Origin of the sequence: Streptomyces anulatus (assembly GCF_000721175.1) — a bacterium.
GTDB classification, from domain to species: domain Bacteria; phylum Actinomycetota; class Actinomycetes; order Streptomycetales; family Streptomycetaceae; genus Streptomyces; species Streptomyces anulatus_C.
This window is the reverse complement of record NZ_JOEZ01000026.1, coordinates 43,015-66,694: the sequence shown is the minus strand read 5'-3', so window position 1 is coordinate 66,694 and position 23,680 is coordinate 43,015. Positions and strand designations below refer to the sequence as shown.

General features: G+C 70.3%; 19 protein-coding genes. 18 read left to right on the top strand and 1 reads right to left on the bottom strand.

Going from position 1 to position 23,680, the window contains the following annotated elements:
* Positions 1 to 418 precede the first annotated feature (418 nt).
* The 9 genes from IG90_RS0127500 to IG90_RS0127460 all read left to right on the top strand — a co-directional run bounded on the left by IG90_RS0127500 (position 419) and on the right by IG90_RS0127460 (position 10,904).
* The gene (locus IG90_RS0127500; RefSeq protein ID WP_007494420.1) at positions 419 to 1,354 is read left to right on the top strand and encodes a hypothetical protein; all 936 of its coding nucleotides are present in this window, start codon (positions 419 to 421) and stop codon (positions 1,352 to 1,354) included.
* Between the two features lie 108 nt (positions 1,355 to 1,462).
* A complete protein-coding gene (locus IG90_RS0127495) occupies positions 1,463 to 1,744 on the top strand; it encodes a hypothetical protein (protein WP_007494418.1) in 282 nt (93 codons plus the stop codon).
* Positions 1,741 to 2,850 carry a conjugal transfer protein gene (locus tag IG90_RS0127490; RefSeq protein WP_007494416.1) on the top strand — a complete coding sequence of 370 codons (1,110 nt, stop codon included), beginning with the start codon at positions 1,741 to 1,743 and terminating at the stop codon, positions 2,848 to 2,850. Before IG90_RS0127495 ends, IG90_RS0127490 begins: the two co-directional genes overlap by 4 nt.
* Positions 2,851 to 2,882: 32 nt before the next feature.
* On the top strand, positions 2,883 to 3,206 hold the full coding sequence (locus tag IG90_RS39810; RefSeq protein WP_007494414.1) for a hypothetical protein: 324 nt from the start codon (positions 2,883 to 2,885) through the stop codon (positions 3,204 to 3,206).
* On the top strand, positions 3,203 to 3,814 hold the full coding sequence (locus tag IG90_RS46170; protein WP_007494412.1) for a hypothetical protein: 612 nt from the start codon (positions 3,203 to 3,205) through the stop codon (positions 3,812 to 3,814). The genes IG90_RS39810 and IG90_RS46170 overlap by 4 nt, the downstream gene beginning before the upstream one ends.
* 42 nt (positions 3,815 to 3,856) lie before the next feature.
* Entirely contained in the window at positions 3,857 to 6,454 is a 2,598-nt protein-coding gene (locus tag IG90_RS0127475; RefSeq protein ID WP_007494409.1) for an ATP-binding protein, read from the top strand.
* A complete protein-coding gene (locus IG90_RS0127470; protein WP_030590041.1) occupies positions 6,451 to 9,102 on the top strand; it encodes a TrbL/VirB6 family protein in 2,652 nt (883 codons plus the stop codon). The genes IG90_RS0127475 and IG90_RS0127470 overlap by 4 nt, the downstream gene beginning before the upstream one ends.
* Before the next feature lie 82 nt (positions 9,103 to 9,184).
* Positions 9,185 to 9,841, top strand: coding sequence for a hypothetical protein (locus IG90_RS0127465; protein WP_007494405.1), 657 nt, complete (start codon positions 9,185 to 9,187; stop codon positions 9,839 to 9,841).
* 10 nt (positions 9,842 to 9,851) lie between these two features.
* Positions 9,852 to 10,904 carry a bifunctional lytic transglycosylase/C40 family peptidase gene (locus tag IG90_RS0127460; protein WP_007494403.1) on the top strand — a complete coding sequence of 351 codons (1,053 nt, stop codon included), beginning with the start codon at positions 9,852 to 9,854 and terminating at the stop codon, positions 10,902 to 10,904.
* A gap of 27 nt (positions 10,905 to 10,931) precedes the next feature.
* Here IG90_RS0127460 and IG90_RS0127455 read toward each other — a convergent pair whose 3' ends face one another.
* Positions 10,932 to 11,441, bottom strand: coding sequence for a hypothetical protein (locus IG90_RS0127455; RefSeq protein WP_007494402.1), 510 nt, complete (start codon positions 11,439 to 11,441; stop codon positions 10,932 to 10,934).
* Between the two features lie 540 nt (positions 11,442 to 11,981).
* Between IG90_RS0127455 and IG90_RS0127450 the strand changes: the two genes are divergently transcribed.
* From IG90_RS0127450 to IG90_RS0127410, 9 genes are all read left to right on the top strand, one after another.
* Positions 11,982 to 12,500 carry a hypothetical protein gene (locus IG90_RS0127450; protein WP_007494400.1) on the top strand — a complete coding sequence of 173 codons (519 nt, stop codon included), beginning with the start codon at positions 11,982 to 11,984 and terminating at the stop codon, positions 12,498 to 12,500.
* A 19-nt stretch (positions 12,501 to 12,519) separates the two neighbouring features.
* A complete protein-coding gene (locus tag IG90_RS0127445; RefSeq protein ID WP_208865783.1) occupies positions 12,520 to 14,901 on the top strand; it encodes a type IV secretory system conjugative DNA transfer family protein in 2,382 nt (793 codons plus the stop codon).
* The gene (locus tag IG90_RS0127440; protein ID WP_030590038.1) at positions 14,898 to 15,947 is read left to right on the top strand and encodes a replication-relaxation family protein; all 1,050 of its coding nucleotides are present in this window, start codon (positions 14,898 to 14,900) and stop codon (positions 15,945 to 15,947) included. The genes IG90_RS0127445 and IG90_RS0127440 overlap by 4 nt, the downstream gene beginning before the upstream one ends.
* 59 nt (positions 15,948 to 16,006) lie before the next feature.
* Positions 16,007 to 17,344 (top strand): ParB/RepB/Spo0J family partition protein, encoded by a 1,338-nt coding sequence (locus IG90_RS39805; protein ID WP_051860264.1) that lies wholly within the window; start codon positions 16,007 to 16,009, stop codon positions 17,342 to 17,344.
* Positions 17,341 to 18,474, top strand: a complete 1,134-nt coding sequence (locus IG90_RS0127430) for a DUF4417 domain-containing protein (RefSeq protein WP_007494394.1) — start codon at positions 17,341 to 17,343, stop codon at positions 18,472 to 18,474. The genes IG90_RS39805 and IG90_RS0127430 overlap by 4 nt, the downstream gene beginning before the upstream one ends.
* Positions 18,475 to 18,476: 2 nt before the next feature.
* Positions 18,477 to 19,952 (top strand): amidoligase family protein, encoded by a 1,476-nt coding sequence (locus tag IG90_RS0127425; protein WP_030590031.1) that lies wholly within the window; start codon positions 18,477 to 18,479, stop codon positions 19,950 to 19,952.
* Positions 19,953 to 20,032: 80 nt separating this feature from the next.
* Positions 20,033 to 21,496: an amidoligase family protein gene (locus IG90_RS0127420; protein WP_007494392.1), complete on the top strand. Its 1,464-nt coding sequence runs from the start codon at positions 20,033 to 20,035 to the stop codon at positions 21,494 to 21,496.
* Between the two features lie 15 nt (positions 21,497 to 21,511).
* Positions 21,512 to 22,054 carry a hypothetical protein gene (locus IG90_RS0127415; protein ID WP_007494391.1) on the top strand — a complete coding sequence of 181 codons (543 nt, stop codon included), beginning with the start codon at positions 21,512 to 21,514 and terminating at the stop codon, positions 22,052 to 22,054.
* Complete coding sequence (locus tag IG90_RS0127410) at positions 22,051 to 23,676, top strand: amidoligase family protein (RefSeq protein WP_007494390.1); 1,626 nt, start codon at positions 22,051 to 22,053, stop codon at positions 23,674 to 23,676. Before IG90_RS0127415 ends, IG90_RS0127410 begins: the two co-directional genes overlap by 4 nt.
* Positions 23,677 to 23,680: the final 4 nt, after the last annotated feature.

The window sequence follows — 23,680 nt, the reverse complement described above, 5'->3', positions numbered from 1 at the left end:
CCGCACGGGCGTTTGCCCGGGACGCCAGACCGTGCGGCGCCCGGTCTCTCGCGCGCGGGTACGGCGCGCATCGCGCACGGGTACGGCGCGCATCGCGCACCGGCGGCGCGCGCACCCCGCGGGGAACCGCACGGGCGCGCCGATGCGGTGCGGCGTCGGACCGCACCGGCGCGCCCCCTTCCGCCCTCTCGATGCGCACCGACGCGCACCGGTGCGCACCCCCTTGTCCAGGTGCGCGCACCGGCACGCGCACCTCGTGCGCACCCCTTGTCCAGGTGTGCAGCCCACGTCGCCGCAGAGCGCGATTCGACGTGTTTCTCCTTGACAGTCCTCGCCGCCCCACGCGGTCAGACCGCGGACAAGGGGGGTCAAAAGATCGTCAGCGGCATCCCCACCGGATGACGAAGGACGGTCACGGATGTCGCACATCACCAACACCCTCAGCTCTCTGTCCGCCTCGGCCACTGACGAGGGCTCCAGCACCCTGCGGAGCCTGAACCGCGACTGGGCGGTCCTGTGCGAAAGCACCCGCGCCGGCGACGCCGTCGCGCACTGGTCGCACGAACACCTCCACTTCGAGGGCGCTCGCACCCCGCAGGACGTGGTGGACCGGATCACCGGTCTCTTCCGTCGTGGCGCCTGGGAACAGCACGACCAGGCGATGCTCTTCCTGCTGCGGCGGGTCCAGGAATCGGGGTCCGACCGCGACCTCGCCTGGTGCACCGCTGCGCGCGTGATGCTGCCCAAGGCCGTGTCGATGGCCAAGTCGCAGCAGCGTGACGGGATCCGATGGGACGACATCGTCTCGTCGATGTTCAGCGCGCTGTTCGAGGTCGTGGGCACCTACCCGCTCGAGCGGCGACCGCGGGGCGTCTTCGCGAACATCGCGATGGACACGCTCGTCCTGGCGCAGAAGACCCTGGCCGCCGACTACGACAACCGCTCGGTGCTGCAGGAGATAGGGGACACGCTGCTGCCGCTCGCCGGCGACCGGGCCGCGGCACTGCTGCCGTCCGTCGGTCCCGACCCGGCGACGCAGGCGCAGCTGGCCGACTGCCTGGTGCGCGCGGTCGAGCTGGAGATCGTCAGCCGCGACGAGCCGGAGCTCAGCTCCGACGACCCCCGCGCCGAACTGCTCTCCCTGGTGATGTGGGCGGTCGACATCCAGGCGCTGAAGATCTCCGACGCGCAGCGGATCGCGAGCTACTACCTCGATTCCTCCGCCACCCCCGAGCGCACCCCCCGTACCCGGCGGTCGATGGGCAGTGAAGGCGCGCGCCTGCGTCAGCGGGCCAGCCGTGCCGTCCGCCCGCTGCGCGAGGCGGCGCTTCAGACGCGGCGGTCGGCCGCCTGAAGTTTTCCGCCCTCCTCTGTCACACGGCGGGCCGAAACCACACCTCTACGGGTGATCCGCGTACGGCCCTCTTCCCCACTCTGACCACCGATTTCACGGGAGTACTCCATGGCTGCCGCCCCCTTCACCGGTCCCGCCCGCTCCGGTCCTCTGGCCGATGAGGACGAGACCCGCGTGGCCTCCGCTCGCATCACCGCGACCCGCCTGGGGACCGCGTTGGTGCGGGACCCCCTCGACCGGACGGTGCACGAGCAGATGCGCCAGTTCCTCGACAACGACTCGGAACCCGCGCTCCAGTCCTGGGAGGCGCTCAAGGCGCGCACCCCCGAGCAGCTGAAGTCCCGCATCGCCGAGCTCCTGACGGCCCAGGCCCAGCGGAGCGTGTCGTGAAGCGGGCACGCCGCAAGGCTCGCCGCGAGCAGCAGGACTGGCCCGAGGACTCGGTCGCCGAGACCAGCGAGCCGGCCCAGACCGAGCAGGACGACGTCGACGAGCAGCAGTCCATCGGGTGGAAGACCAGTACGGCCGGGCTCGCCGGTCTGACGCGGCTGGCCCGGGCAGGCACCTGGGCGCTGATCGCCTCCGGCCCGCTGATCGGGGTCATGGCCCTGTTCGGCTCGTCGGCACCTGCCCAGAGCGCGGCCAAGGCGACGCCCGCGGTCAAGTCGAGCGCCTCCACCGGCCCAGCCGGGTTCGCGCAGTTGTTCGTGGGCGCCTACCTGGAGGCGGGAGAGGGGACGGAGCAGAACCTGGCCCCGTACTACTCGGGCAGCGTGGCCCTCACACACCCGGCCGGGACTCGAAGTGCCCTGCGGACCCAGGCGATGGACGCCCGCGAGGTCTCCCCCGGCTATTGGAGCGTCACCGTGGCGGTCAACGTCGCGGCGAAGTCCAAGAAGGGCGGCTACACGGACGCCGGCGTGCAGTACTTCCGGGTCGGCGTGCAGTCGACCGGCTCCGACGACACCAGCGCGTACACCGCGGTGTCCTTGCCGGCGCAGGTCGCGGCGCCCGCCGCGCTCAAGCCCGGTGACCTCGGATACCCCACCTCGCGCGGGAGCGGGAGCTCCGACCCCGCGTCCGACACCGCGGCCTCCTTCCTGAAGGCGTACGTCGCCGGCCAGGGCGAGCTCGACCGCTACACGTCCCCCGGCGTCCACCTCTCCCCCGTGGTGCCGACCCCCTACACCTCGATCAAGCTCACCAGCGTCCAGGACAACTCTGAGGACAACGCCGGCACGAAGGTGCCCGGCGACGGCGTCCGCAGGCGCCTGCTGGTCTCCATCGACGCCACCGACGCGGACGGCAACACCTTCCCCCTCACCTACGCGCTCGGCCTGACCGCGCGCGCCGGGCGCTGGGAGGTCTCCTCCCTCGACGACGCACCGGCCACCGCCGCGACGAGCAAGCCGTCCAGCGCACCGAACTCGGCGGCGCCCTCCGCCCCTTCGGCTCCTTCCACGCCCGGCGGTTCCGCGCCGCCGTCCGGCAGCTGACCACGTCGCCACGACCGAAAGAGGAATCGTTCATGCACACGCTGACTGCTGACCCCAACACCGTCGTCCTCGCCGGCGACCTGCTCGACTGGGCCACCCTCAAGACCAACCAGATCGGCACGCTCATCAAGCTGGTCGTGGGTGTGATGGTGCTCGCCGCCGTCGCGATGGCGTACTGGAGGACCAAGTCCTGGGTGGCCACGCTCGTCGCGTTCCTCCTGGGCGCCCTCGTGATGTGGGGCATCGCCAACCTGCCGTCGCTGCAGACCAAGGTCGGCTCGGAGATCGAGGACACTGCCAGCGCCTCCGTGCAGGTGCCCGGTCCCGGGACCGGTGACGTCAGGGCGCTGCTGTGAGTGCGTCCGAGGAAGACCTCATCGGGCATTCCTACACCCGCGCCCGCAAGCACCCGCTCGTCATCGGCAAACTCCCGGGCGCCGGACGGATCCCGGGCGGCCCATACACGATCACCCAGATCGTCACCATGGTCGTCGTCTTCGGCTCCCTGGCCCTGACGCAGGCCCTGTGGGCCCACTTCGGTCTCGCGAACATCCTGATCATGATCGCGCTCCCGTGGGGGCTGGCCTGGGTGCTGCGCTACGCGCGCATCGACGGCCGGGACCCGGCGCGCGCGCTGCGGTCCCTGCTCGTCTACGCCTCGGCGCCGGCGGGCGGGCGGCTCGCCGGCCGCCCGCAGCGGCAGTCCCGCCCCCATCTGACCCGCACGACCTGCACCGTCCGCGTCACCAGCCGGCCCACCGACGAACCCGTTGCCGTCGCGCCGGCGCGGGCCCCGCGCGCCGCGGAACCGACACGGCCTGCGCGTCGGACGGCCGGCCCCGCGCCGATCGCCACGCCCACCGCGCCAGCCACCTCCGCGCGCACGGTGGCGCCGCGCACCGGCGGGCGCAGCCAGCTGCAGAGCCTCCTCGCCTCGATCGAGGACCAGAACTCCCGTCCCTAGCGCCGCTGCCCCGCGCGCGCCCTGTTCACGAAGGACTTCCCCATGCGTCTCCCCGTCCGGCACATCAGCGGCCATCTCATCTGGACGACCAACGCCGCCACGTGGGGCGTGTGGAAGGTCGACAGCGAGAACTACACCCACGGTTCGAAAGCCACCAAGCGGGAGCGCCTCGACGCGCTCGAGGCGCTCTTCAAGGCGTTGCGCGGCGAGGCCCTGCTTCTGAGCCTGTGCCCGCAGGTCGACGCGGCCTCCGTCGTCAAGCGCATGACCGCCGGCGTCGACTGGGACAAGAGCCCGGAGTACGTCGACCTCTCCCTGAAGGTGCTCGACCAGTTGGACGGGCTCGAGCTCACCGGGCGCGTCGACTTCCTGGCGATACCTCTGCCGCACCTGGACCTCAAGCAGACCGCCAAGGCTGTTGCTTCCTCCGCCCAGGTCGAGCTCATGGCCGCGCTCGGCCTGCCGAGCCCGCCCATCTCCGCGGCCGAGGAAGCCAAGCGCCTGCTCCAGGCCAACCGCCTCGCCGCCTCGTGGCCAGCCGGTATCAAGCTCAAGGCCGCCACCGAGGCCGAGATCCTGTGGATCTACGGACATGCGGCACGGCGCGGCCTGGACGAGCCGCTGTTCCCCGAAGAGGGAGCGCCCCGCGGCCTGCGCGGCCGGGGGCACACCGTCGCCGCCCACACCCAGGTCGTTCTCGACGAGGGCGGCCGCGGCGGCCAGCGCCGTAAGGGCCCCTCGAACCCCTTCGCCCGCCGGTACGCCAAGGTGACCACCGAACACGGCAGCAGCTACCAGGCCTTCAGCGTCCTGGCCGAGATGCCAGAGAGCTTCCGGTTCCCCGGCTCGGAGTACCTGGCCGCCCTGGACGATTTCGGCTTCCCGGTCGACTGGGCGGTCCGCCTGAACATCGAGGCCGGCTCGAAGGCCGAGCCGAAGTCCCGCAGGCAGCAGCGCGAACTGGCCCACCAGCGCGGCGAGTACGACGGCGAGACCGCCGGCGTTCCCGCGAGTCTGGACAAGGCCGCCTTCGCTCTGGACGAGTACCGCGACCGGCTGACCTCCTCGGCCACCGAGGTCGAGATCCGTGCTTCCGTCGTCACCTGTGTGTGGGGCGCCACCCCGGAAGAGGCCAACGAACGCGCGGCCTCCCTGCAGCACCACTTCGGCGGCAACGACTACACCCTCACCCGGCCCGTCGGCGACCAGGTGCCGCTCTTCCACGCGATGCTGCCCGGCACCAAGACGCCCCGGCCACTCCTCGACTTCACCCAGTACCTGCTGGCCAGGGACTTCGCCATGGCGATGCCGTTCAGCGGCGCCAACCTCGGCGACGACACCGGCTCCCTGTTCGGCCTGCAGCTGTCCGGCGGCGGCGTGCGCCCTGTCCTCATCGACTTCAGCCACGGCCCGCGCGTCAACGCCAGCGCGAGCGCCGCGTTCGTCGGCGAGCTCGGCTCCGGCAAGAGTGTCGCCCTCAAGACCGCGATGTACTCGATCCTGTCCACCGGGCACCGCGCGGGCCAGGCCCGAAGCCGCGGCCGCGCCCTGGTGATCGACCGCACCCCGCAGCAGGAATGGAGCCGCTTCGCCCTGGCCTGCCCGGGCGAGACCCAGATCATCCGCGTCGACGAGACCGCCGGCGTCTCCCTCGACCCGCTGCGGGTCTTCCGCGGCCCGCGCGCGGCCCGCTACTGCGAGTCCTTCCTCACCCCCCTGCTCGACATCGCCAGCATGTCGGTCGAAGGCGTCACGCTCGCCGAGGCCATCGAGACCACGCGCCTGGGCCCCAACCCGTCGATGACCTCGCTCATCACCAACCTCGGCCTGCGTGCCAAGACTCCGGACCCGGACGAGCCGAACGACATAGCCGTGCGCGCCGCGGCCTCCGAGCTCGTCCGCAAGATGCGGGCCCTGGCCAAGAAGGACTTGGGCCGCACGATCTTCGATCCGAATCTGCCGGTCGTCAGGATCAGCAACGCCGACTCGATCGTGTTCGCCGTCGACCGCCTCGCCCTGCCACGCAAGGAGGAACTCGACGAGCACCGCCTGCGCAGCCTGGAGGTGGAGACACGTTTCGGCTGGCGACTGATGTACCTGATCACCGCGCTGTGCCGCGAGGTCGCCTTCTCCAACCCGGCCGAGTTCACCGGGGTGTTCCTTGACGAATGCTGGTGGCTCACCGCATCCGCCGAGGGCTCCAACCTTCTGCTCGAGATCATCGCCGACGGCCGCAAACACAACGCCGGGGTTTACGCGGGCTCGCACGACCCGTACGACATCGGGCCGAAGAACGAGATCGGCGACAAGATCCGCGCCCTGCTCAGCCACATCTTCGTCTTCCGCCACCGCAGCAAGACCCTCGCCGCCCGCTGCCTCGAGTTCATCGACCTCGACCCCGCCGACGACGAGATGATCAAGCTGATCACGGAGAACCTGAGCCCTCTCAACGTGTCCGACGCCGAGCGCAGCCTGCGCGCCGGCGAGGGCCTCTACCGCGACCTGCGCCGGCGCATCGGCGGCATCAAGGTGCTCATCCCGGCCGACGACGAAGCCGCCGACGCCATCCACACCACTCCGGGGCAGATGGATGAGGACGAGCCGGCCGTCGATGTGCCCATCGAAGGGGCACTGGCATGAAGTCCGCCTCCCGTGCCGCGCCGCGCGGCCGCGCCCTGCGGATCTGGCTCATAGCCGTGCCCCTGGCACTGCTGCTGGGCCTGTCCGCCGCGGTCGCGTTCGCCGACACGGTCCCCAATCCGAAGCCGGGACCGGCGCCCACCGCGCCGGACGCCAAACCGACCCCGAAGCCGGACAAGCCCAAGCCCGAGCCCGGCAAGGACAAGCCGGATCCGTGCGACCAACTGCCCAAAGGCAGCGCCCAGTACAAGTACTGCAAGGGGGGCGACGACAGCGGCAACGACGACAAGCCGGAAGCCAAGCCGAAGCCCGAGCCGGAGGACTCCTACAACCCCATGGAGCCCCGGCCCGGCGTGACGCCGCCTGCGCCGCAGCCGGGCGATGAGAACCGGCCGGTCGAGGACCTGAGCAAGTCGCCCAAGGACGCCTCCGACGGGCTGCTGCAGCCGTTCAACGTCAAGGACAGGGACGGCGTCCCGATCAGCGCGTACAGCGTGGATTCGGACACAGGCGACTGGAACGACATCGACCTGAAGATCTGGAACCTGCTCTCGCAGTTCTTCATGGGCATCGCCAAATGGTTCATCGGCTTCTCGTGCTGGCTGATCGACTGGGCGCTCGACTTCGGTCTCGCCAAGATCCTCGTCAAGCCCGCCGACGACATCGCCACGAGCCTGCGTGACCAGGTCATCAACCGCCTCGGCCTGCCGGGACTCTTCCTGCTCTTCTCCGGCCTGTACGCGGCGTGGCACATCCTGTTCAAGAACCGCAGCCGCGGCTTCGCCGAGGCCGGCATGTCACTGGTCGTGGCCGCCGTGGCCACCACGGTGCTGCTCTCCCCGGCCCAGGTACTGCTGGGTACGCACGACCAGCCGTCCCCCGGCGGCTCCACGATGCTGCTGAGCGACGAGGGGATGGTCGGCAAGGCCAAGGACCTGTCGCTCGAGGTGAGCGCGGTCGTGCTGTCGCAGAACCCCGAAGGAGACTCCAAGCCCGAGGACGTCTCCAAACCGATCACCGACGCCCTCGTCGACGCGTTCATCGTCAAGCCGACCCAGCTCATGCTCTACGGCAAGACGTTCAAGGACCCTGCCTGCTCGAAGGCGTTCGCGGAGGCCTCGCTGGTCAAGTACAACTTCGAGCAGATGGGCATCGACTTCTTCGAGGCCAACCGGATCAACCCCACGGGTGAAGCAACCTACGCAGCCCAGCTCACCAACGCCGGCGAGCACTTCACCAAGGTCTGCAAGGTCAAGAAGGGGGACGCGAAGAAGGCGTCGGCCGACATGACCTTCTCGGCCGCGTTCGTCGCGCTCGCCGCGATCATCGTGTCCGTCCTCATGGTGCTGGTCACCGGGACCTTCCTGGTCTCGCAGGGCTGGTTGGCGTTCGAGGCGATGAAGGGCCACTGGGCCCTGGCCGCCGGCATCCTGCCGGGCGGCGGACGCGGAGTGCTGTGGCGCTGGGTGTCCGCGATCGTGAAGGCGATCCTCGGCGTCATCCTCGCGATCTTGTTCCTCGCCATCTTCGTCGTCGTGATCATCGCGCTGATCGACGCGGAGACCGGGGAGATCCTCGCGGTCAAGTTCATTTGCCTCGACCTGGCCGCGGTCGCCGGGCTCGTCGGCCAGAAGAAGATCAAGGAGACGGCGAGGCAGGTCAGCGTCAACCTCAACCGCCGCCTGGCCAACGCCCGCGTCGGCGGCAGCCGCCAGAGCGTCTTCAACCAGTTCGGCCGCTACGCCGAGACGGCCCCCGGCATCAAGCAGCTGTTCGGCGAGGCACGCGGCGAGGCACGCAAGGTCACCCAGCCGCTCGCCCGAGCCGGACGCAGCGCCAAGCAGATGTGGATGGGACCGCCGCAGCGAGGCAAGCGCGGAGGCCGCCTGCGCTCTGCCGCCCGTCTGGCGGCCAACGCCGCAGCCGCCGTGGGCACCGGCGGCGCCGCCACCGCCGCGAAGGTCGCAGCCCAGGGCGCCGCCAAGCAGGCACTGCGCCGCCGGCTCGCTGCAGCAGCCACAAACAAGCTGTCGCAGTCCCGCGGCGGACGCGCCACCCTCATGGCCGGCAAGGGCGCAGCAGCGAGCGCCCGCTTCGGCTGGAAGGCGACCAAGGTCGCGGCCCTGGCCACCGTGGGCGCCCCGGTCGGGATTCCCCGCGGAATCGCCGCCGCCAAGCGGGGAGGCACGGCCGCAGCCGCGCGGGCCAACGCGGTCAAGGGGCAGCTCACCGCGGCGAAGAACCGGGCTGGTGCCCGGGTCACCGCCAAGGTCGACGGAGCCCGCGCCTTCGGCAACGAGTACCGCCGGAATGTGCAGACCGCCGCGCGGTTCGTCGGCCGTCATGCCGCCAACGCCCAGCTCGGGATGGCTCAGCCGATGGCAGGTGCGACCCGGCCGTCCAGCCCTCCCGGCACACGCGCGGCCGCCACCGCTCCCCCGGTCCCCGGCACAGCCCCGGCATCGACACGGTCCGGTTCCTCACCGACGGTTCCCGCGGTGGATCCGGCGTCCGTCTCCACGCCCGTGCTGAACCTCCCGCCTGTCCCCAGGAAGGGCGATGACCCGCCGGCACCGCCGCCGCCCACCGCCCCGCGCGCCATTCGCAGGGCCACGCGGCCTGCCGGTCCGCCCCGACGCCGCAGCTGATCGATCCACGCGGGGGTGAGCGCACCGCGCTGACCCCCGCGCCCGACTCCCCTCACCCTGCCTCGCCTACAGGAGGTGTCCGATGCCCGCACCCCAGCCCGAGAAGTCGAGCCCCTGGAAGATCTTCGTGCTCTTCGCCGCGGCCGCCCTCCTGGCGATCACCGGGATCCTGCTCCTGGTCGTCGACCCCGGCCGAGCCGCCCCGTCTGCCGAGCCGGGCACGGCCACGGCCTCTCCAGGCCCCCTTTCCTCCACTCCGAGCACATCGTCCGAACCGACGCCGACGGCTCAGGACACCGCAGCAGAGGAACAGGAGCCGTCCGCACCGGAATCAGTGCCGCCGAAGGCGGCCGACACGGCACGCCGGTTCGTCCTGGCGTGGGCCTCGCATGACGCACGCCCGGGACACGACGTCTCCTTCAGCGATGCCGGCCGACGTGCAGCCACGTACGCCACCGACGAGTTGGCCGCCCAACTGCGCGAACCGGGCGACCGGTCCACGCGGCTGTGGCAGCAGTGGCTCGCAGACGAGACCCGCGTGAACTGCGCGGTCGATCGCGTCGCCACCCCCGACGGAGCACCCGCCGCGACATCCGAACGGGCGTACGTGCGGCTCCTCTACACCTGCACGACCCGCGCTGCTGGACAGCCGGCCACCCGCTCCCACGACCAGCTCGCAGTCGAGATGCACCACGTGCCCGCAGGCGCGTGGCGGGTCGCCGCGATCGTGAACGCCTGAGGAGACTACGTTGAAGAAGATCCTCACGGGCCTCGGGATCGCCTGGCTGTGCTGGTGCGCCCTCATCATCGCCGCCGTGATGGCCGTCGTGACCAAGCTCGGCAGCGACAACACCGGCAATGACATCCAGAACGCCGGCTTCGGAGGCGGCATCTCCAAGAGCGCCGATGTCCCGGACTGGCTGCGGACCCTGATCGACAAGGCCATCAACGAGTACGGATGCCCTGAAGTGACTCCGGCCCTGCTCGCCGCGCAGCTGTACCAGGAGAGCGGCTTCGACCCCAAGGCCGAGTCCTACAAGATCATCAAGAAGAAGGACGGGACCGAGGTCAAAGTCCCGCTCGCTCAGGGAATCGCACAGTTCATCCCCGGCACGTGGAAAACACACGGCAAGGACGGCGACGGCGACGGCGACAAGGACGTCTGGGACCCGATCGACGCGGTGCCGGCGGCCGTCGACTACGACTGCGACATCGCCGAAGAGGTCCGCAACATCCCCGGCGACAAGTCGGACAACATGCTGGCCGCGTACAACGCCGGACCGTACAAGGTGAAGAAGTATCAGGGGATCCCCCCGTATACGGAGACTCAGAACTACGTCAGGATCATCCGTGCTCTCGCCGAGAAGTGGACCGATGCCATGCAGCCGAGCAGCCCGGTCCCCGCCGGCAGCGGACGCACCGGTCAGGTGGTGGCCGCAGCCCAGACGGCACTGGGCACCGACTACCAGTGGGGCGGCAACTGCCGCAGGCCGTTCAGCCTGCGGGAGAACAACGGATGCGACTGCTCGAGCCTCATGAAGATGGCCTGGGCCAGCGTCGGCGTGAACCTCCCCCGCACCACCTACGACCAGGTCAAACGAGGCACGGAGATACGGTCGACCGCCGATCTGCAACCCGGTGATCTGCTCTTCAGCCGCGGCAGCGCCGCCCGGCCCGAGCACGTCGCCATGTACATCGGCAGCGGCCAGGTCATCGACGCGCCCAAGACGGGGCTCAAGGTACGGATCAAGCCGCTCTCGTACTGGAAGTCCCAGATCCTCGTCATGAAGCGGGTTGGCTGATCCGACCGTCGACCGGTGTACGGCAGTTCACTGCGACTCGTCGCGCCCTGACAGCCGACGGGTCTGCTCCAGCAGCTGTTCCATCTGCGTCGCCAAATCCTGCGGCACCGCGGGGAGCAGGAACGGGAGCAGGCCCTGGTCCCGTTGCGCCCGCATGGCGTCGACGGTCCGCTCCTTATTCCGAAGGTTCCGGTGCGCCTCGATCGCCCGGTACATCTCGACCACCTGGCCGACCGGAAGCGTGGTCACGGTCTTGTCCGCGCCTCCGCGGACCAGCCCGTGCACGACCACTGGAGGTGTGCCGGAGGACGAGCCGCTCACCACGCCCAGCGGGGCGGGTGCGGGCTGGGGGCGGTTCTCGGCGAGCATCCGCACAGCTTCTTCGCGGCCGGCCTGGTCGAGTTTGGCGGGCAGCTGGCCCGCGTCGGCTGCGGCCTTTACGCGCTGCAGTGCCTTCTGGTAGCCGCAACCGGTTGAGCGGTTCAGCTCGCGGGCAATCCGCTGGTGGTTGGTGGTGTTGCGGGAGGACGGGGCCATCGTTTCTCCATCGTCGCGTCCTGACGCTGCGGTTCGTCCCACCACGAGCATGGCCAGGGTGCGCGGTTCGGAAGAGGGCACCGGTCGTCACTCGCCCCCGCGCGGCAGCACGGTTCACCGGTAGCTCCGGGGGTGGGCCCGGGCCGGCGCGCACAAGCGAGGTGCGCTGCGTTGAGCATAGCGGTCGATGCTGACAACGTCCGAGGACAGCCGCAGCCGGGCCCACGCAGGGCTGCGGACAGGCGTGGTAGCCCAGGCCAGGCAGGCGACGATCGCCAGGAGACGGGGCGCACCGCCAAGGTCCGCTTCGGTTAAGCAATCCGGCAGCTTCCCGGCTGATGTCGAGGACACCTGACCTCCCACCGCGGCCGGACTCCTTGGCCGGCGGCCTCGGCCGGAGATCAAAAAAGTTCAGGCGCCCATGTCACACGGGCGTCCGAAACCGCACCTCTATAGGCATCCGCACTCCCCGTCTCCCCGGAGTTCCGACATGCCTGCTGCCTCTCTCCTTCCGGCCTTCTCGCGCCCAGGAGCCGCCCGATGACCACGAACGACGTCATCGACCGGCTGATCCAAGTCGGACAAGACCTCCCGGCGTACGGGCAGACCGCCATCACGTGGCTGACCGGCAACATGTGGTGGCTGATTCCCGTGCCGGTGGTCGTCGCTGTCTCCGTATCCGTCGCGCGTCGACGCTTCGGCCGGAAGCCGCTCAAGGACCGGCAGGCGTTCGAGCTCCTCCCGACCACCGGCTTCGATCCGGTGCTCGAGGACGTCCTCCGCTTCGCCAAGCAGCTGGCCCAGGCGCAGCGGAGCGTCTCGCGCTGGGCCTTCACTCCGGTGCGCGGCACGGCGGTGCGCGTGCGGCTGCTGTCCCAGGGCGGCCTGCTGACCATGCGCATTGAAGGGCCGGCCCGGGCCGCGGCGGTCCTTCGCCACCAGAGCTACAGCCAGTGCGAGATGCGGGCGGTCGGTCCCGCCGTAGCCAGCTCCGAGCGGCCGGAGATCCGTCTCGGCGTGGACCTCGACACCAGCTCTCAGACCGCTCTTGCGGCGTGACCTTCCGAAGGAGTCTGTGGTGAGCAAGAAGAAGGCGACATCCCCCCGCGGTCACGGACGCGGGCCGCGCAGGCCCAAGCCGCGCAAGGACACGCCCAAGCAGCAGCACGTAGCGCGCGCCGAGCTGGCGTTGGCGCTGCCGGACCACCTCGCCCTGCGCGAGGTGCCGATCAAGCCCGATCCGCTGGAGGCGCTCGCGGCCGCCGTCGCGGATGTGCGTGAGGACCTGGGTGAACGAGCGGACATCGTCTTGGACTTGGTGCCGATATCGCCCTCCCGGGTCGGCCGTCGGCGCAGCCGCCTGCTGGCGCGAGCGCGTCGCAACCCCAGCGGGATGCCGGCGATACCCGGCCTTCCGCAGCAGGGTTCGGGGGGCGGCTTCGGCTTGGACCGCCTGGCGTCCCTGGGAAGCGAGATCGCGGCGGAGATGCGCGGGCAGCAGGGCCGCGGCGGCCAGCGCCCCGCTCAGCGCCAGCGCATGCCGACTGTGTCCGACGTCAAGGCGGCCATGGGCAAGTTCGGTCCGGGCGCGGATCCGGTGTTCGCCCTGCAGATGCTGATCCGTACCTGCTCCTCCGACCCGGCGCGGCCGCGGATACTGCTGGAGCAGATCATGGCAACGCTCGAGGGCTGGGCCGGCGACAACCACCTGCGCCCGGTGGGTGCGAACCTGCTCGTGACGCGGCTGCGCGCGGACTCGCGGCTCTACCGGCGCAGCTTCGACCGCCGATTCGTCACCGGAGAGTTCGCGCCGCGGCGTTCCAGCTGGGTAACCGGCGCGGAGCTCGCCGGCCTTCTCAAGCCCGCCACGAAGCACAACATGGCGGCCAACGTGGCCCGTTCGGGCGGTGTGGTGCCCCCGCCGCCGCCGAGCCTGCCCACGTGGACCGGCCAGGCGGATCTCCTTCCCCTGGGGTGGGTGGCCAAGCCCGGCGGCGGTGAGCGGCTGGCCGGCCTGCCCCTGGCCTACCTGCTGTTCGGGCTCTTCCTCGGGAAGGCGGGATACGGCAAGACGGAAATGTCGCTGGTGCAGGCCATCGCGCTCGCTCACAACGGGCACGGGACCCTCTTCCTGGACCCGCACGGCGACGGCTGGCAGCGTGCGCGGCCCTACCTCGCTCACCCGCACATCGCGCCGCGGCTGTGGGAGATCGACCTGACCTCGCCGGACCTGGACGCGATGGTGGGCTCCTGGAACCCGCTGTCCATGGAGAACCGTGGCGAGGAGGAAATCCCGGACATCGTCAACGCGATCGTCACCGGCTTCGCGAGCGCTCTGAACTGGTCGGACAGCGCGGGGCGAGCCAAGACCATCCTGACGCGATCGGTGCAGACCCTCGCCCATCTGTCCTGGATGTTGTCGCGGGCCGGCCGGCCCGAGTTGGCGCCGACAATCTTCCAGATCCGCACCCTGCTCAACGACGAGGTGTGGCGAGACGCGGTCGTGCCGTTTCTACCGAAGACGCTGCGGGACTTCTGGGTGCAGACCTACCCGAAGTACTCCAACGAGGCAACTCCCGTTGTCACGAACATCATCGAGCGTCTCGACAGCTCGAACGCCTTGAAGGGGTTCCTCGGGTCCTCGCTGAGCACGTACGACATCCGGCACGCCATGGACAACGGGAAGGTCGTCTTCGTGTGCCCGTCCGGCACCGGCGACACCGACCGCATCGTCTCCTGCCTGCTGATCTACGACCTGTTTCGCGCCGGGCTGTCGCGGCGCACCATGCCCGTCGCCGACCGCAAGGACTTCTACGCCTTCATCGACGAGCTGACCGCGGTGGACGGCGCGAGCAAGGGAACGCTCGCCGCGATCGCCGAGCAGCTGCGCAAGTACAAGGTGAAGCTCCTGGCGATGACGCAGATGGCGCAGCGGCTGTCGGCGACCACGAGGCAGGGCCTGCTGCAGAACCTGTCGATCCTGTCCACCACGGCCAGCGACATCGACGAGGCGCAGATGGTGGTGCGGCGCTGGGGCAAGAAGGTCGCTCCCGACACGATCTCGCAGCTGCAGCGCTACCACTACGTCATGTCCGTCACCCTCGACGGCGGCCAGAGCGACCCCTTCCGGGTCCGGGGTGCGAGCGTCGAGGACGTCTACAGCGACTACCACCGCCCCGATGACGTCCACCACCTGGACGCCGCGGTCAACGAGAACCTGCGCCGGCGCCGGGTGCGGGACATCCTCGACGACCTCGCCAGGCTCGACACCCGCATCCGTCTGTTCATGGCCACGCTGCCGCCGCCCCCGCCGGACGACGACGATCCCGGTCCCGAGGAGCCGCCGGTCGACGATCCGGGCCCCGAGCCGCCGGATGACGGCCCGGACCCGGCCGAGCAGGAGCCGGCCCCCAGCAACGTCACCTACCTCACCAAGACCAAGGGGTCACACGTCGGATGAACACTCAGCCCGAATCCGAACTGCTGCACAGCCCGCAGCGGACCCTCAGCTTCCACGCCGTCGCCAAGTCGGCCCTCGACCTGCTGTACCAGCACCGCCTCATGACCACAGATCAGCTCGCCAGGCTGCTGACGCCGACTGCTCACAGCGCGTCCTACCTGCGGCGGCAGCTGGTGGCGCTCGAAGAGGGCGGCCTTGTCCAGCGCCTGCGCGCCCAGGGGAAGGCCAGCCCGGGCCACGGGTTCAACCGGCCCTACGTGTGGTTCCTGACCGAGACGGGCGCCGACGCCGTGGAACAGGCGGCGGAGATCTTCTCCCGCCGCTACCGGGTGACACCCGAGTCGGCGGCCAGCACGCGCCAGGCCCACACCTTGGCCGTCAACGAGGTCGGCATCGCGTTCGTCGAGCACGCCCGCCGGCTCGGGCACGACTGCACGCCCCTTTCGTGGACCCCTGAGGTCGCCCACCGCATCCGCGACGGGCAGCGCCGCTTCGAGGACGATCACGTGATCTCCGACGCCGTCCTGCACTACGTCCACGTCCACCGCGGCGCTCGCACCATGCTGAACGTGTTCATCGAGCTCGATCGGGCCACCATGACCGCGGCCGAGCTCGCCAAGAAGGTCTCCGCGTACGGGCGGCTGTACGAGTTCGTGCCGCAGCACCCCGACCGGGCTCGGCGCTCCGCGGCGTCGACCCGGCCGGCGTGGCAGCACACGTACCCGGCCTTCCCGCGCCTGCTGATCGTCCTCGACGGTGCGCCCGGCCCCACCCTGGCCAAGCGGCTCGCCGACCGCACCGAAGACCTGTACACGCTCACCCGGGTCGACCCGCGCCTGTCCCGGCTCGCCAGCAACCTCTCCGTCGGGGTCACCACCCTTGCGCAGCTCAAGGAGCACGGCCCGTTCGGGCGGATCTTCACGCCGCTGCTGCGCGGAACACCCGAGCAGCGGCATCCCCTCACCGACATGCTGCTGCGCCGACCGGCCGCGGCGGCGCCGGCTCGCCACCCGCCCGCCCCGCTCCCCGCTGACCTGCACGCATAACCCCTTCGGGGCCGGGCGCCTGCGCGCCTGACGACTACCTGTGAAAGGAGGCTCTGCCGATGACCGTCGCCGTTGAGGAATCCCCGGCCCCTGCGCCTGCCGTACTGGGACTGGCCGAGGCTCTGGAGAGTTCGGAGCAACTGCGCCAGCGTCGTTTCGAGATGCTCCCGATGCGCGGTTCGGTCTACACCGACGTGCAGGGCCGCGGGCCAGGCCCGAGCACCAGCCCTGAAGGCCTCGCCGATCTGATCACCTCGATCTCGACCGTCGGCGTGCTCCATCCCGTCCTGGTGGAGGAACTGCCCGGTCCGGACAACCACATCCAGCGGCGCCTGGTGATCGGCGAACGCCGCTACCGGGCCTGCCGCTGGGGCGCGGTCAACCAGCCCGATAACCCGCGGTTCGACAAGCTGCCCGCCGTCATCTGCCCCGGACCGCTGAGTGACGAGGACCGCCGGACCTGGCAGCTGGTGGAGAACCTGGCTCGCGAGGACCTCCAGCCCGGCGAGCTCGCCAAGGCTCTGCTCCTGGAGCGCAGCGCGATCCTGCGTGCCCAGCTCGACAACGCCGGCATCGAGGTGAGCGAGGACGTCCAGCGGCTGGAAGACCCCGTCGCCCGCTTCGAGGCCCTGGAGAAGTTGCGCGGCAGCGACGCCAACCTCGCCGCGCCGTGGAACCTGGTGCTGCGCCGGCTGGGCCTGCAGATTACCCCGCGCCGAGCTCGCGAGGTCGTTGCCGCGTTCCGGACCCTGCCGCGCGAACTGTCCGCGGACATGGACCAGCACCAGGTCGCGCTCGCCGCACGGACGAATCTCGCCCGCCTCAGCCGCGGACGTCGCGAGGCCGCCGCCGAACTGTGGCAGGCCGTCAAGCGTCTCGGCCGCACGGACCTGCTGTCGGCCGCTACCCGGGCACAGGCCACCAACCCGGACATGCCGGCCGACACCGCCGCCAGTGCCGCGGTCACCGCATACGAGCGAGCCAACGCCGAACGAGCCGCAGCACTTGCCCGCCGGCCGGCGCCGGCCGGCGGGCACGACGACGAGGACGATGCCGCAGCTCCGGACGAGACCACAGCGGCCCCCCTGGCTGACAGCGCGGATGCTGAACAGCCGCGACAGGGCGGCGAAACGACGGCCTTCGACGACATCTCCGAGGAACCGGTAACCGCAGGGTCGGGGGGCGAGCAACATCCGCGCGCTGACGAGCCGCTCGAGCCTGCCGAGCCCGTCGATCCGCCCGTCGTGACCGCCGCCCTTGAGGCGCTGCGCGCGCTCAACACCCAACTCGCAGAAGGCCGCGCCCTCCACCGATTCGACGCGGGCTCACTCCGCATGCTCCTGACCGACCTCCAGCGCCACACCAGCGCCGGCGCCGAAAGGACCGCTGCCGCATGACTGTCCCCCTGCCCATGCCCGGAGTCGGCAAGCCCGTTCCGGCACCCGCCTCCGGCTGCGACTGCAACAACTGCCCCTTCTTCATGGACAACCCCAGGGCCGTCGAACCCGTGTGCTCCGGCTGCACCTCCAGCTGCGAGTACTGCGGCTGCGCCCGCGCCGAGGACCCGCTCCCCGGCAGCGAGCCGGGACTGGCCTGCACTCGCTGCCCGATCCGCTGCGGCACCCGGCCCGACCGCGAGGCCTGGATGAAGGACATCGGCGGCACGATGCATTTCACCGGCCTGCGGGCGCCCGGCACCCTCCCCGACCTGCCCCTGTTCACTCCCCAGGTCGACGGACACGACGTGCCGACCCTCGACGCCCAGCTCCGCTGGCCCGCGTACGCCCTCGGGCTGCGCCGCGTCATCAGCCCCAAGACGCACAAGCTGTTCCCCCGCTGGGAGGGCCAGACCGCGCATCAGTTCCTGAACCTGCGGCCCGAGCAGAAGGCCATCCTCAGCGGCTACGCGGAAGACCCTCTCGTCGAGGCGTACTGGACGCGCCGCAAGGCCGACGGCTTCGCCGAGATGCTCGCCGCCCAAAAGTGGGACCTCGTACTCACCCCGAACGCGTCGATGTACTTCAACCAGCCCCGCGCCGAGAACCTGATCAACATGCGGCGCAACCTGATGCTCGCCGCCGAACTCTCCGCCGCCGGCGTCACTGCAGTCCCCAACATCTACTGGCTCCGCCTCGAAGACCTCGACCGCTACCTCGACTGGCTCGACGAGACCCCCGCTCTGCCGCCCGCCCTGGCCATGAACCTGCAGACGTTCCGCACGCAGGCCGACTGGGAGGAGATGGCGGTCCCAGGTCTTACCTACCTGGCCGCCACCCTCCCGCCGGACCTGCCCATGGTCCTGACCGGAGCCAGCCGCGCCGACCGGATCGCCACCCTCAAGGCCCTCTTCCCCGGCCGGCTCTACCTCATCAGCCAGAACCCGCTGCAGTACGCCCGCCACGGCGCCGTCATGACCGAGGAAGGACGCGTCGACACCCACGCGCGCACCGAGGACCTGTTCACCGCCAACGTCCGCTTCTACGCCGGCCTCGCCGACGGCACGATCACCCCACGGAACGAGGCCTGATTATGGGCTCGGGCAGCCGGATCGACCACCAGCACCACCTCGTCGCCACCACCGCGGCGGGGCTGACCATCGAGGCCCCGGCCGAGCGGGTCGACCTCATGCCCGAGGGCCAGCGTGAACTCATCGACCAAGCTCTGGCGATCCAGGCCCGGTGGGAGGCGAACAACGGACGGGCCTCGCTCGAGGAAGCGATGGAGTACTGGGGCCTGCGCGACCGGCTCCGGTTGGAGCACGACCTGTGGAACGGACACGGCCTCATTGCGGACGCCGAGCGCGAAGACGTCCAGGACCAAGACAGCCCCGGTTTCCCGCCCCGGGCCACCGAGCCACCGGCCGACATCCCCGTCCAGCGCGCTGCCGCTCAGCAGGTCCTGGACGAGGTCGCCGCCGAGCACAGCGCTGCCGCGGCGCTCCAGGTGCAGGCCCGTGACCGGTGGCCCGACGAGCGGGAAGTCAGTTTCGTTGAGGACTTCGAGGCCTTCCGCCAGGTCCACGACGCCGCGTGGGACCGGGAGCTCCGCGGCGAAGAAGCAGTGCCCTACCTGCTCGAAGACGCCACCGGCGGCCTCGGCGCCCGCGAAGGCGGGCGCGGCTTCGGCGTGGAGATCGAGTTCGTCACCGACGGCGACTACGACGACCAGGCGGAGGCACTGCGCGCCATCGGCAGGGACCTGCACGAAGCCGGTCTGGCGCGGGACAGCCGGCAACACGGTTATCACTCACAGGCGGCGGCCGGCTACACCGACGCCCCCAACGCCTGGCGGCTGGAGGACGACTGCACCGTGGCCGGCGAGATCGTCTCGCCGATCCTGTACGACGAGCCGCAGACCTGGCAGAACCTCGCCACCGTCTGCGAGATCGTCCGCCGGCACGGTGGCGGCGCCAGCGAACGTACCGGCGGCCACGTGCACGTCGGCCTGCACGACTACGACCACGACGTCGCCAACCACACCCGCCTCATGCAGATGTACGACCACTACGAGGACGTCCTGTTCCGGCTCGCCGCCAATCGCATCGCCCCCGACTCCGCACACCGCGGGACCGAATGGTGCGAGCCCAACTTCGTGCCCACAGGCGGATACCGCTCACTGAGCGAGGTGCAGCGCAACGGCCACGGCCTCGCGGTCAACCTCTCAGCAGCACACGGCCGGCGCAGCGACCACGGCGAGTTCCGGCTGTGGGACGGCTCGGTGGACCCCGCCGTCATCCAGACGCAGATCAACCTCTCCCTGGGCATGGTGAACGCGGCCGTGCGCGGCAGTGCTGCGCAAACCCGGCGCGGGGAGCGGATGCCGCTCGGCCGCCACCGGCAGGACTGGGGGCCCGATCACCGCCTCAGCGTCGGGGAGCTGGAGACCAACAGCCTCCACTTCCGCCAGTTCGCCGACGAGATCTTCCACCGGCGCGCACAGATGCAGCAGGCGGCTTCGCTCTACGCGGTCACCCGCTGGCAACAACCCGAGTACCAGGGCTGGTAGCGCCCGCCGTCACGTCCGCACATCACGCCGCCGACCTGCACCGCCTCGGTCGGCCAGATCACTGAAAGGGGGCCGTACCCATGGGATCCGGCAGCAGAATCGATCATCAGCACCACCTCGTCGCCACCACCGCGGCAGGCACCACCATCAGCGCTCCCAGCCAGGGAGTCAGCCTGTCCCCCGAGGACGAACACCAGCAGTTGGTCAGCCGCGTGCTGCAGCTCGGCACGGCCGTAGCCGAGCGCCGCGAGAACCCGGAGGAGCTCGCCGAGTTCTACGAGCTCCGCCAGCGTCTACAGGATGAGTTCGGGCATGCCGAGGACTCGCTCGACGAGCAGATCGTGCAGGCCGCCGGCACAGGCGTGTCCGTACCCCAGCAGCGGGACCTCCCGCCGGAATGGGGCAGTGCGGAGGAGCGGGCTGTCCAGCGGGCCGCGGCGCAGCAGGTCCTGGACGAGGTCGCCGCCGAGCACCAGGCCGCCACCTCGCTCCAGGAGCAGGCCCGCGAACAGTGGCCGCCCGACGAGGTCAGCTACACGGAGGACTTCGACGCCTTCCAGCGCGACTACGACGCCGCCCGCGACCGCGCCGAACGCGGTGAGCAGGTCGTCCCCTACATGACGGAGAACGCCACTGGCGGTCTCGGCGCCCGCGAGGGCGGCCGCGGCTTCGGAGTGGAGATCGAGTTCGACATCGAGCCCGGCGTCGACAGGCAGCAGGCGATCCAGAACATCGCCCGTGAACTACGCGACGCCGGCCTGTCCCGCACGGCCCGGCAGTACGGCTACCACTCGCAGCAGAGCGCGGGATACACCGACGAGCCGAACGCATGGCGGCTTGAGTCGGACTGCACCGTGGCCGGCGAGCTGGTCTCGCCGATCCTGTACGACGAGCCGCAGACCTGGCAGAACCTCGCCACGGCCTGCGAGATCATCGAGCGTAACGGCGGCCGCGCGTCGTTCGGAACCGGCGGTCACGTGCACGTGGGCATGCACGACTTCGACCACGACGTCGCCAACCACACGCGCCTCATGCAGATGTACAAGGCCCATGAGGATGTGCTGTACCGGCTCGCGCAGAACCCCGCCTCCGAGGGGAACCAGCACCGGGGCACGCGCTGGTGCAGCCCTAACCCCGTGCCGTCCGAGGGATATTCGGCGATCTCGGAGATCAGTTCGTTCCATGGGCAGGCGGTGAATCTCAGCGGGGCTCGGCGCGGCGGGCAGAGCGCCCACGGCGAGTTCCGGCTGTGGGACGGCTCCCTCAACCCGTCCGTGATCCAGACGCAGGTGAAGCTCTCCCTGGGCATGGCCGCCGCGGCCGTGCGGCAGGACACCGCCGTCTCTGGTCCGCGTATGGAGTTGGGTAGCCACCGTGAGCAGCGACGTCAGGCCGGACTCGGGCAGCGGCGGCGGCTGTCCGGTGACGATTGGCGTACGACTACCGCTAACTTCCGGCAACTGGTCGACTCGCTGTTCCAGCGCCCTGAGGATAAGGCTCAGGCCACCGCTCTATTCCACGAAACCCGCTGGCAGCGCCGCTAACCCCTTGGAGATGTCATGACGTTCATCCGCACCCGCAATGCCTCCTCGGCTGCCACGCCTCTCGACCCTCCGACCAAGGACGACGGCAGCAACTACGTCTTCGAGATGATCTACGACGGCGGGAGCTGGCGCGGTTACGCCGATACCCCGACCGAGCTCATGGAAGGCCTGATCCCGGAGTACCCCGAGCTGGTGAGCCCGAAGGAGAAGGCGGCTGCCCGAATCCGGCTCGCCTTGCGTCTTCAGGTCCAGCTGCAGGCTGTGCTCGCGGCATCGGAGGAGTTCGGGCAGTGCTCCCCCGAGCAGCAGCAGGCAATCCTCGCCCCGCGGGACACGCCGCCGGTTGTCAGCCGCTGGGACGCTCCCGTCCCGCTGGTGCTGGTGACCACGTTCTACAAGCCGGCCGGCCGTCTGCCGCGGCCTGAGGGACCCGAGGGCGCGCTGATCTGGATCGAGCCGGACGACGAGTGGAGCCTGCTGGTCTCGCTGCACCAGGCCGGCGTGATCCACGTGGCCGCCGAGCAGGGCGCGCTGCCGCCCAATGTCCGAGGGGAATGATCGTGGGGTCGGGAAGCCGAATAGACCACCAGCACCACAGCGTCGCGCCCACACGAGGCACGGACACGCTCGTCGCCGAGGCCGCGCCGCTCACCATTGAGGAGCGGCCGGAGCGCACAGCGGTCCGCATCGTCGACACCACCTCGGCCGATGCTCCGATCCTGCAGACCTACGTGGTCAGCGGCGACGACCACCTGCTGTTCCTGCCGCGCAACCCTGACATCATCCGGGGCCAAGTGACCGACGACCAGGACGCCCTGGTTCAGGTGGGGGCCAGCGTCTCCGACGAGGACGGACGCCACTTCATCGAGGGCGACGTCCGGGTCAGCCGCGGCCCGGACGGCCAACTCCAGGTCAGCCCGGAAAACTTGAGGTGCACCGGCGGCGACATGCACGCCGGCGACGAGGACGGCACCTGCGTTCACCAGGGCGCCATAGCCAACCTGGTTCAGGATCAGCTCGGCTCGAGCGGCCGCTCCGCGGTCGACCGGGCCGCGGCCCAGGAAGTCCTCGACGAAGTTGCGGCCGAGCACGCCGCCTCGATCGCCGCACAGGACCAGGCGCGCGCCGAGCGGGCGGCCCAGCCCGCGGTGCGCTCCTACCTGGAGGACATGGACGCCTTCCAGGAGGCGTACGACCAGGCCCGAGAGCGCCAGCGGGCGGGCGAGCCTCTGGTGCCCTACATGACGGAGAACGCCACGGGCGGCCTCGGCGCCCGTGAGGGCGGCCGCGCGTTCGGTGTCGAGATCGAATTCGACTACCCGGCCTCCATGACGCACTCCGAGCGGCAGGCCGCCAGCCGGCGCATCGCGCGCGAACTCCACGAAGCGGGGATCGCACCGGACGCCAACGTGAACGGTTGGCATGCCTCGGCGCGCGCGGGCTACACCGACGCACCGAACGCGTGGCGGCTGGAGTACGACAGCACTGTCGCCGGTGAGATCGTCTCGCCCATTCTCTATGACGAGCCGCAGACCTGGAACAACCTGGCGCAGGTGTGCGAGATCGTCCGGCGCAACGGGGGCATCGCCAGTCCGCGAACGGGCGGCCACGTCCACGTCGCGGTCCCCGACTACGACCACACGGTCGAGAACCACAACCAGCTGATCAACACGGTGGCCGGGTACGAGGACGTCATCTACCGGCTCGCCCAGAACCCCGCTGCCGACCGCCATCGAGGGCTGGAGTGGTGCACCCCGAACACCCAGCCGTCGCGCCCGTACACCTCAGTGTCAGCCGTCCAGAGCTACAACAACAGCCATCACATCGGACTGAACTTCCAGTCCGTGCACGGACGGCAGAGTGACCACGCCGAGTTCCGCATGTGGGACGGTTCCTTGGACCCGGGGACCATCCAGGCCCAGGTCAACGTGTCGCTGGGCCTGACGAATGCGGCTTTGCGGGAGGCCGGCAGCACTCCGCCGCCGCCTCCGCAGCGGGTCGGGCACCACCGTCGTGCGAGGGCTCAGGCCGGGCAGCGTGGACCTCTGACCGGCGAGGCATGGACCAATGCCACGCGTTCGTTCCGCGACATGGCCGACAGGATTTTCGGCCGGGAGGAGAACCGGGCGCAGGTGGCCGCGCTGTTCGCCGGCACCCGCTGGCACGACGGCCGGTACTGAGGCC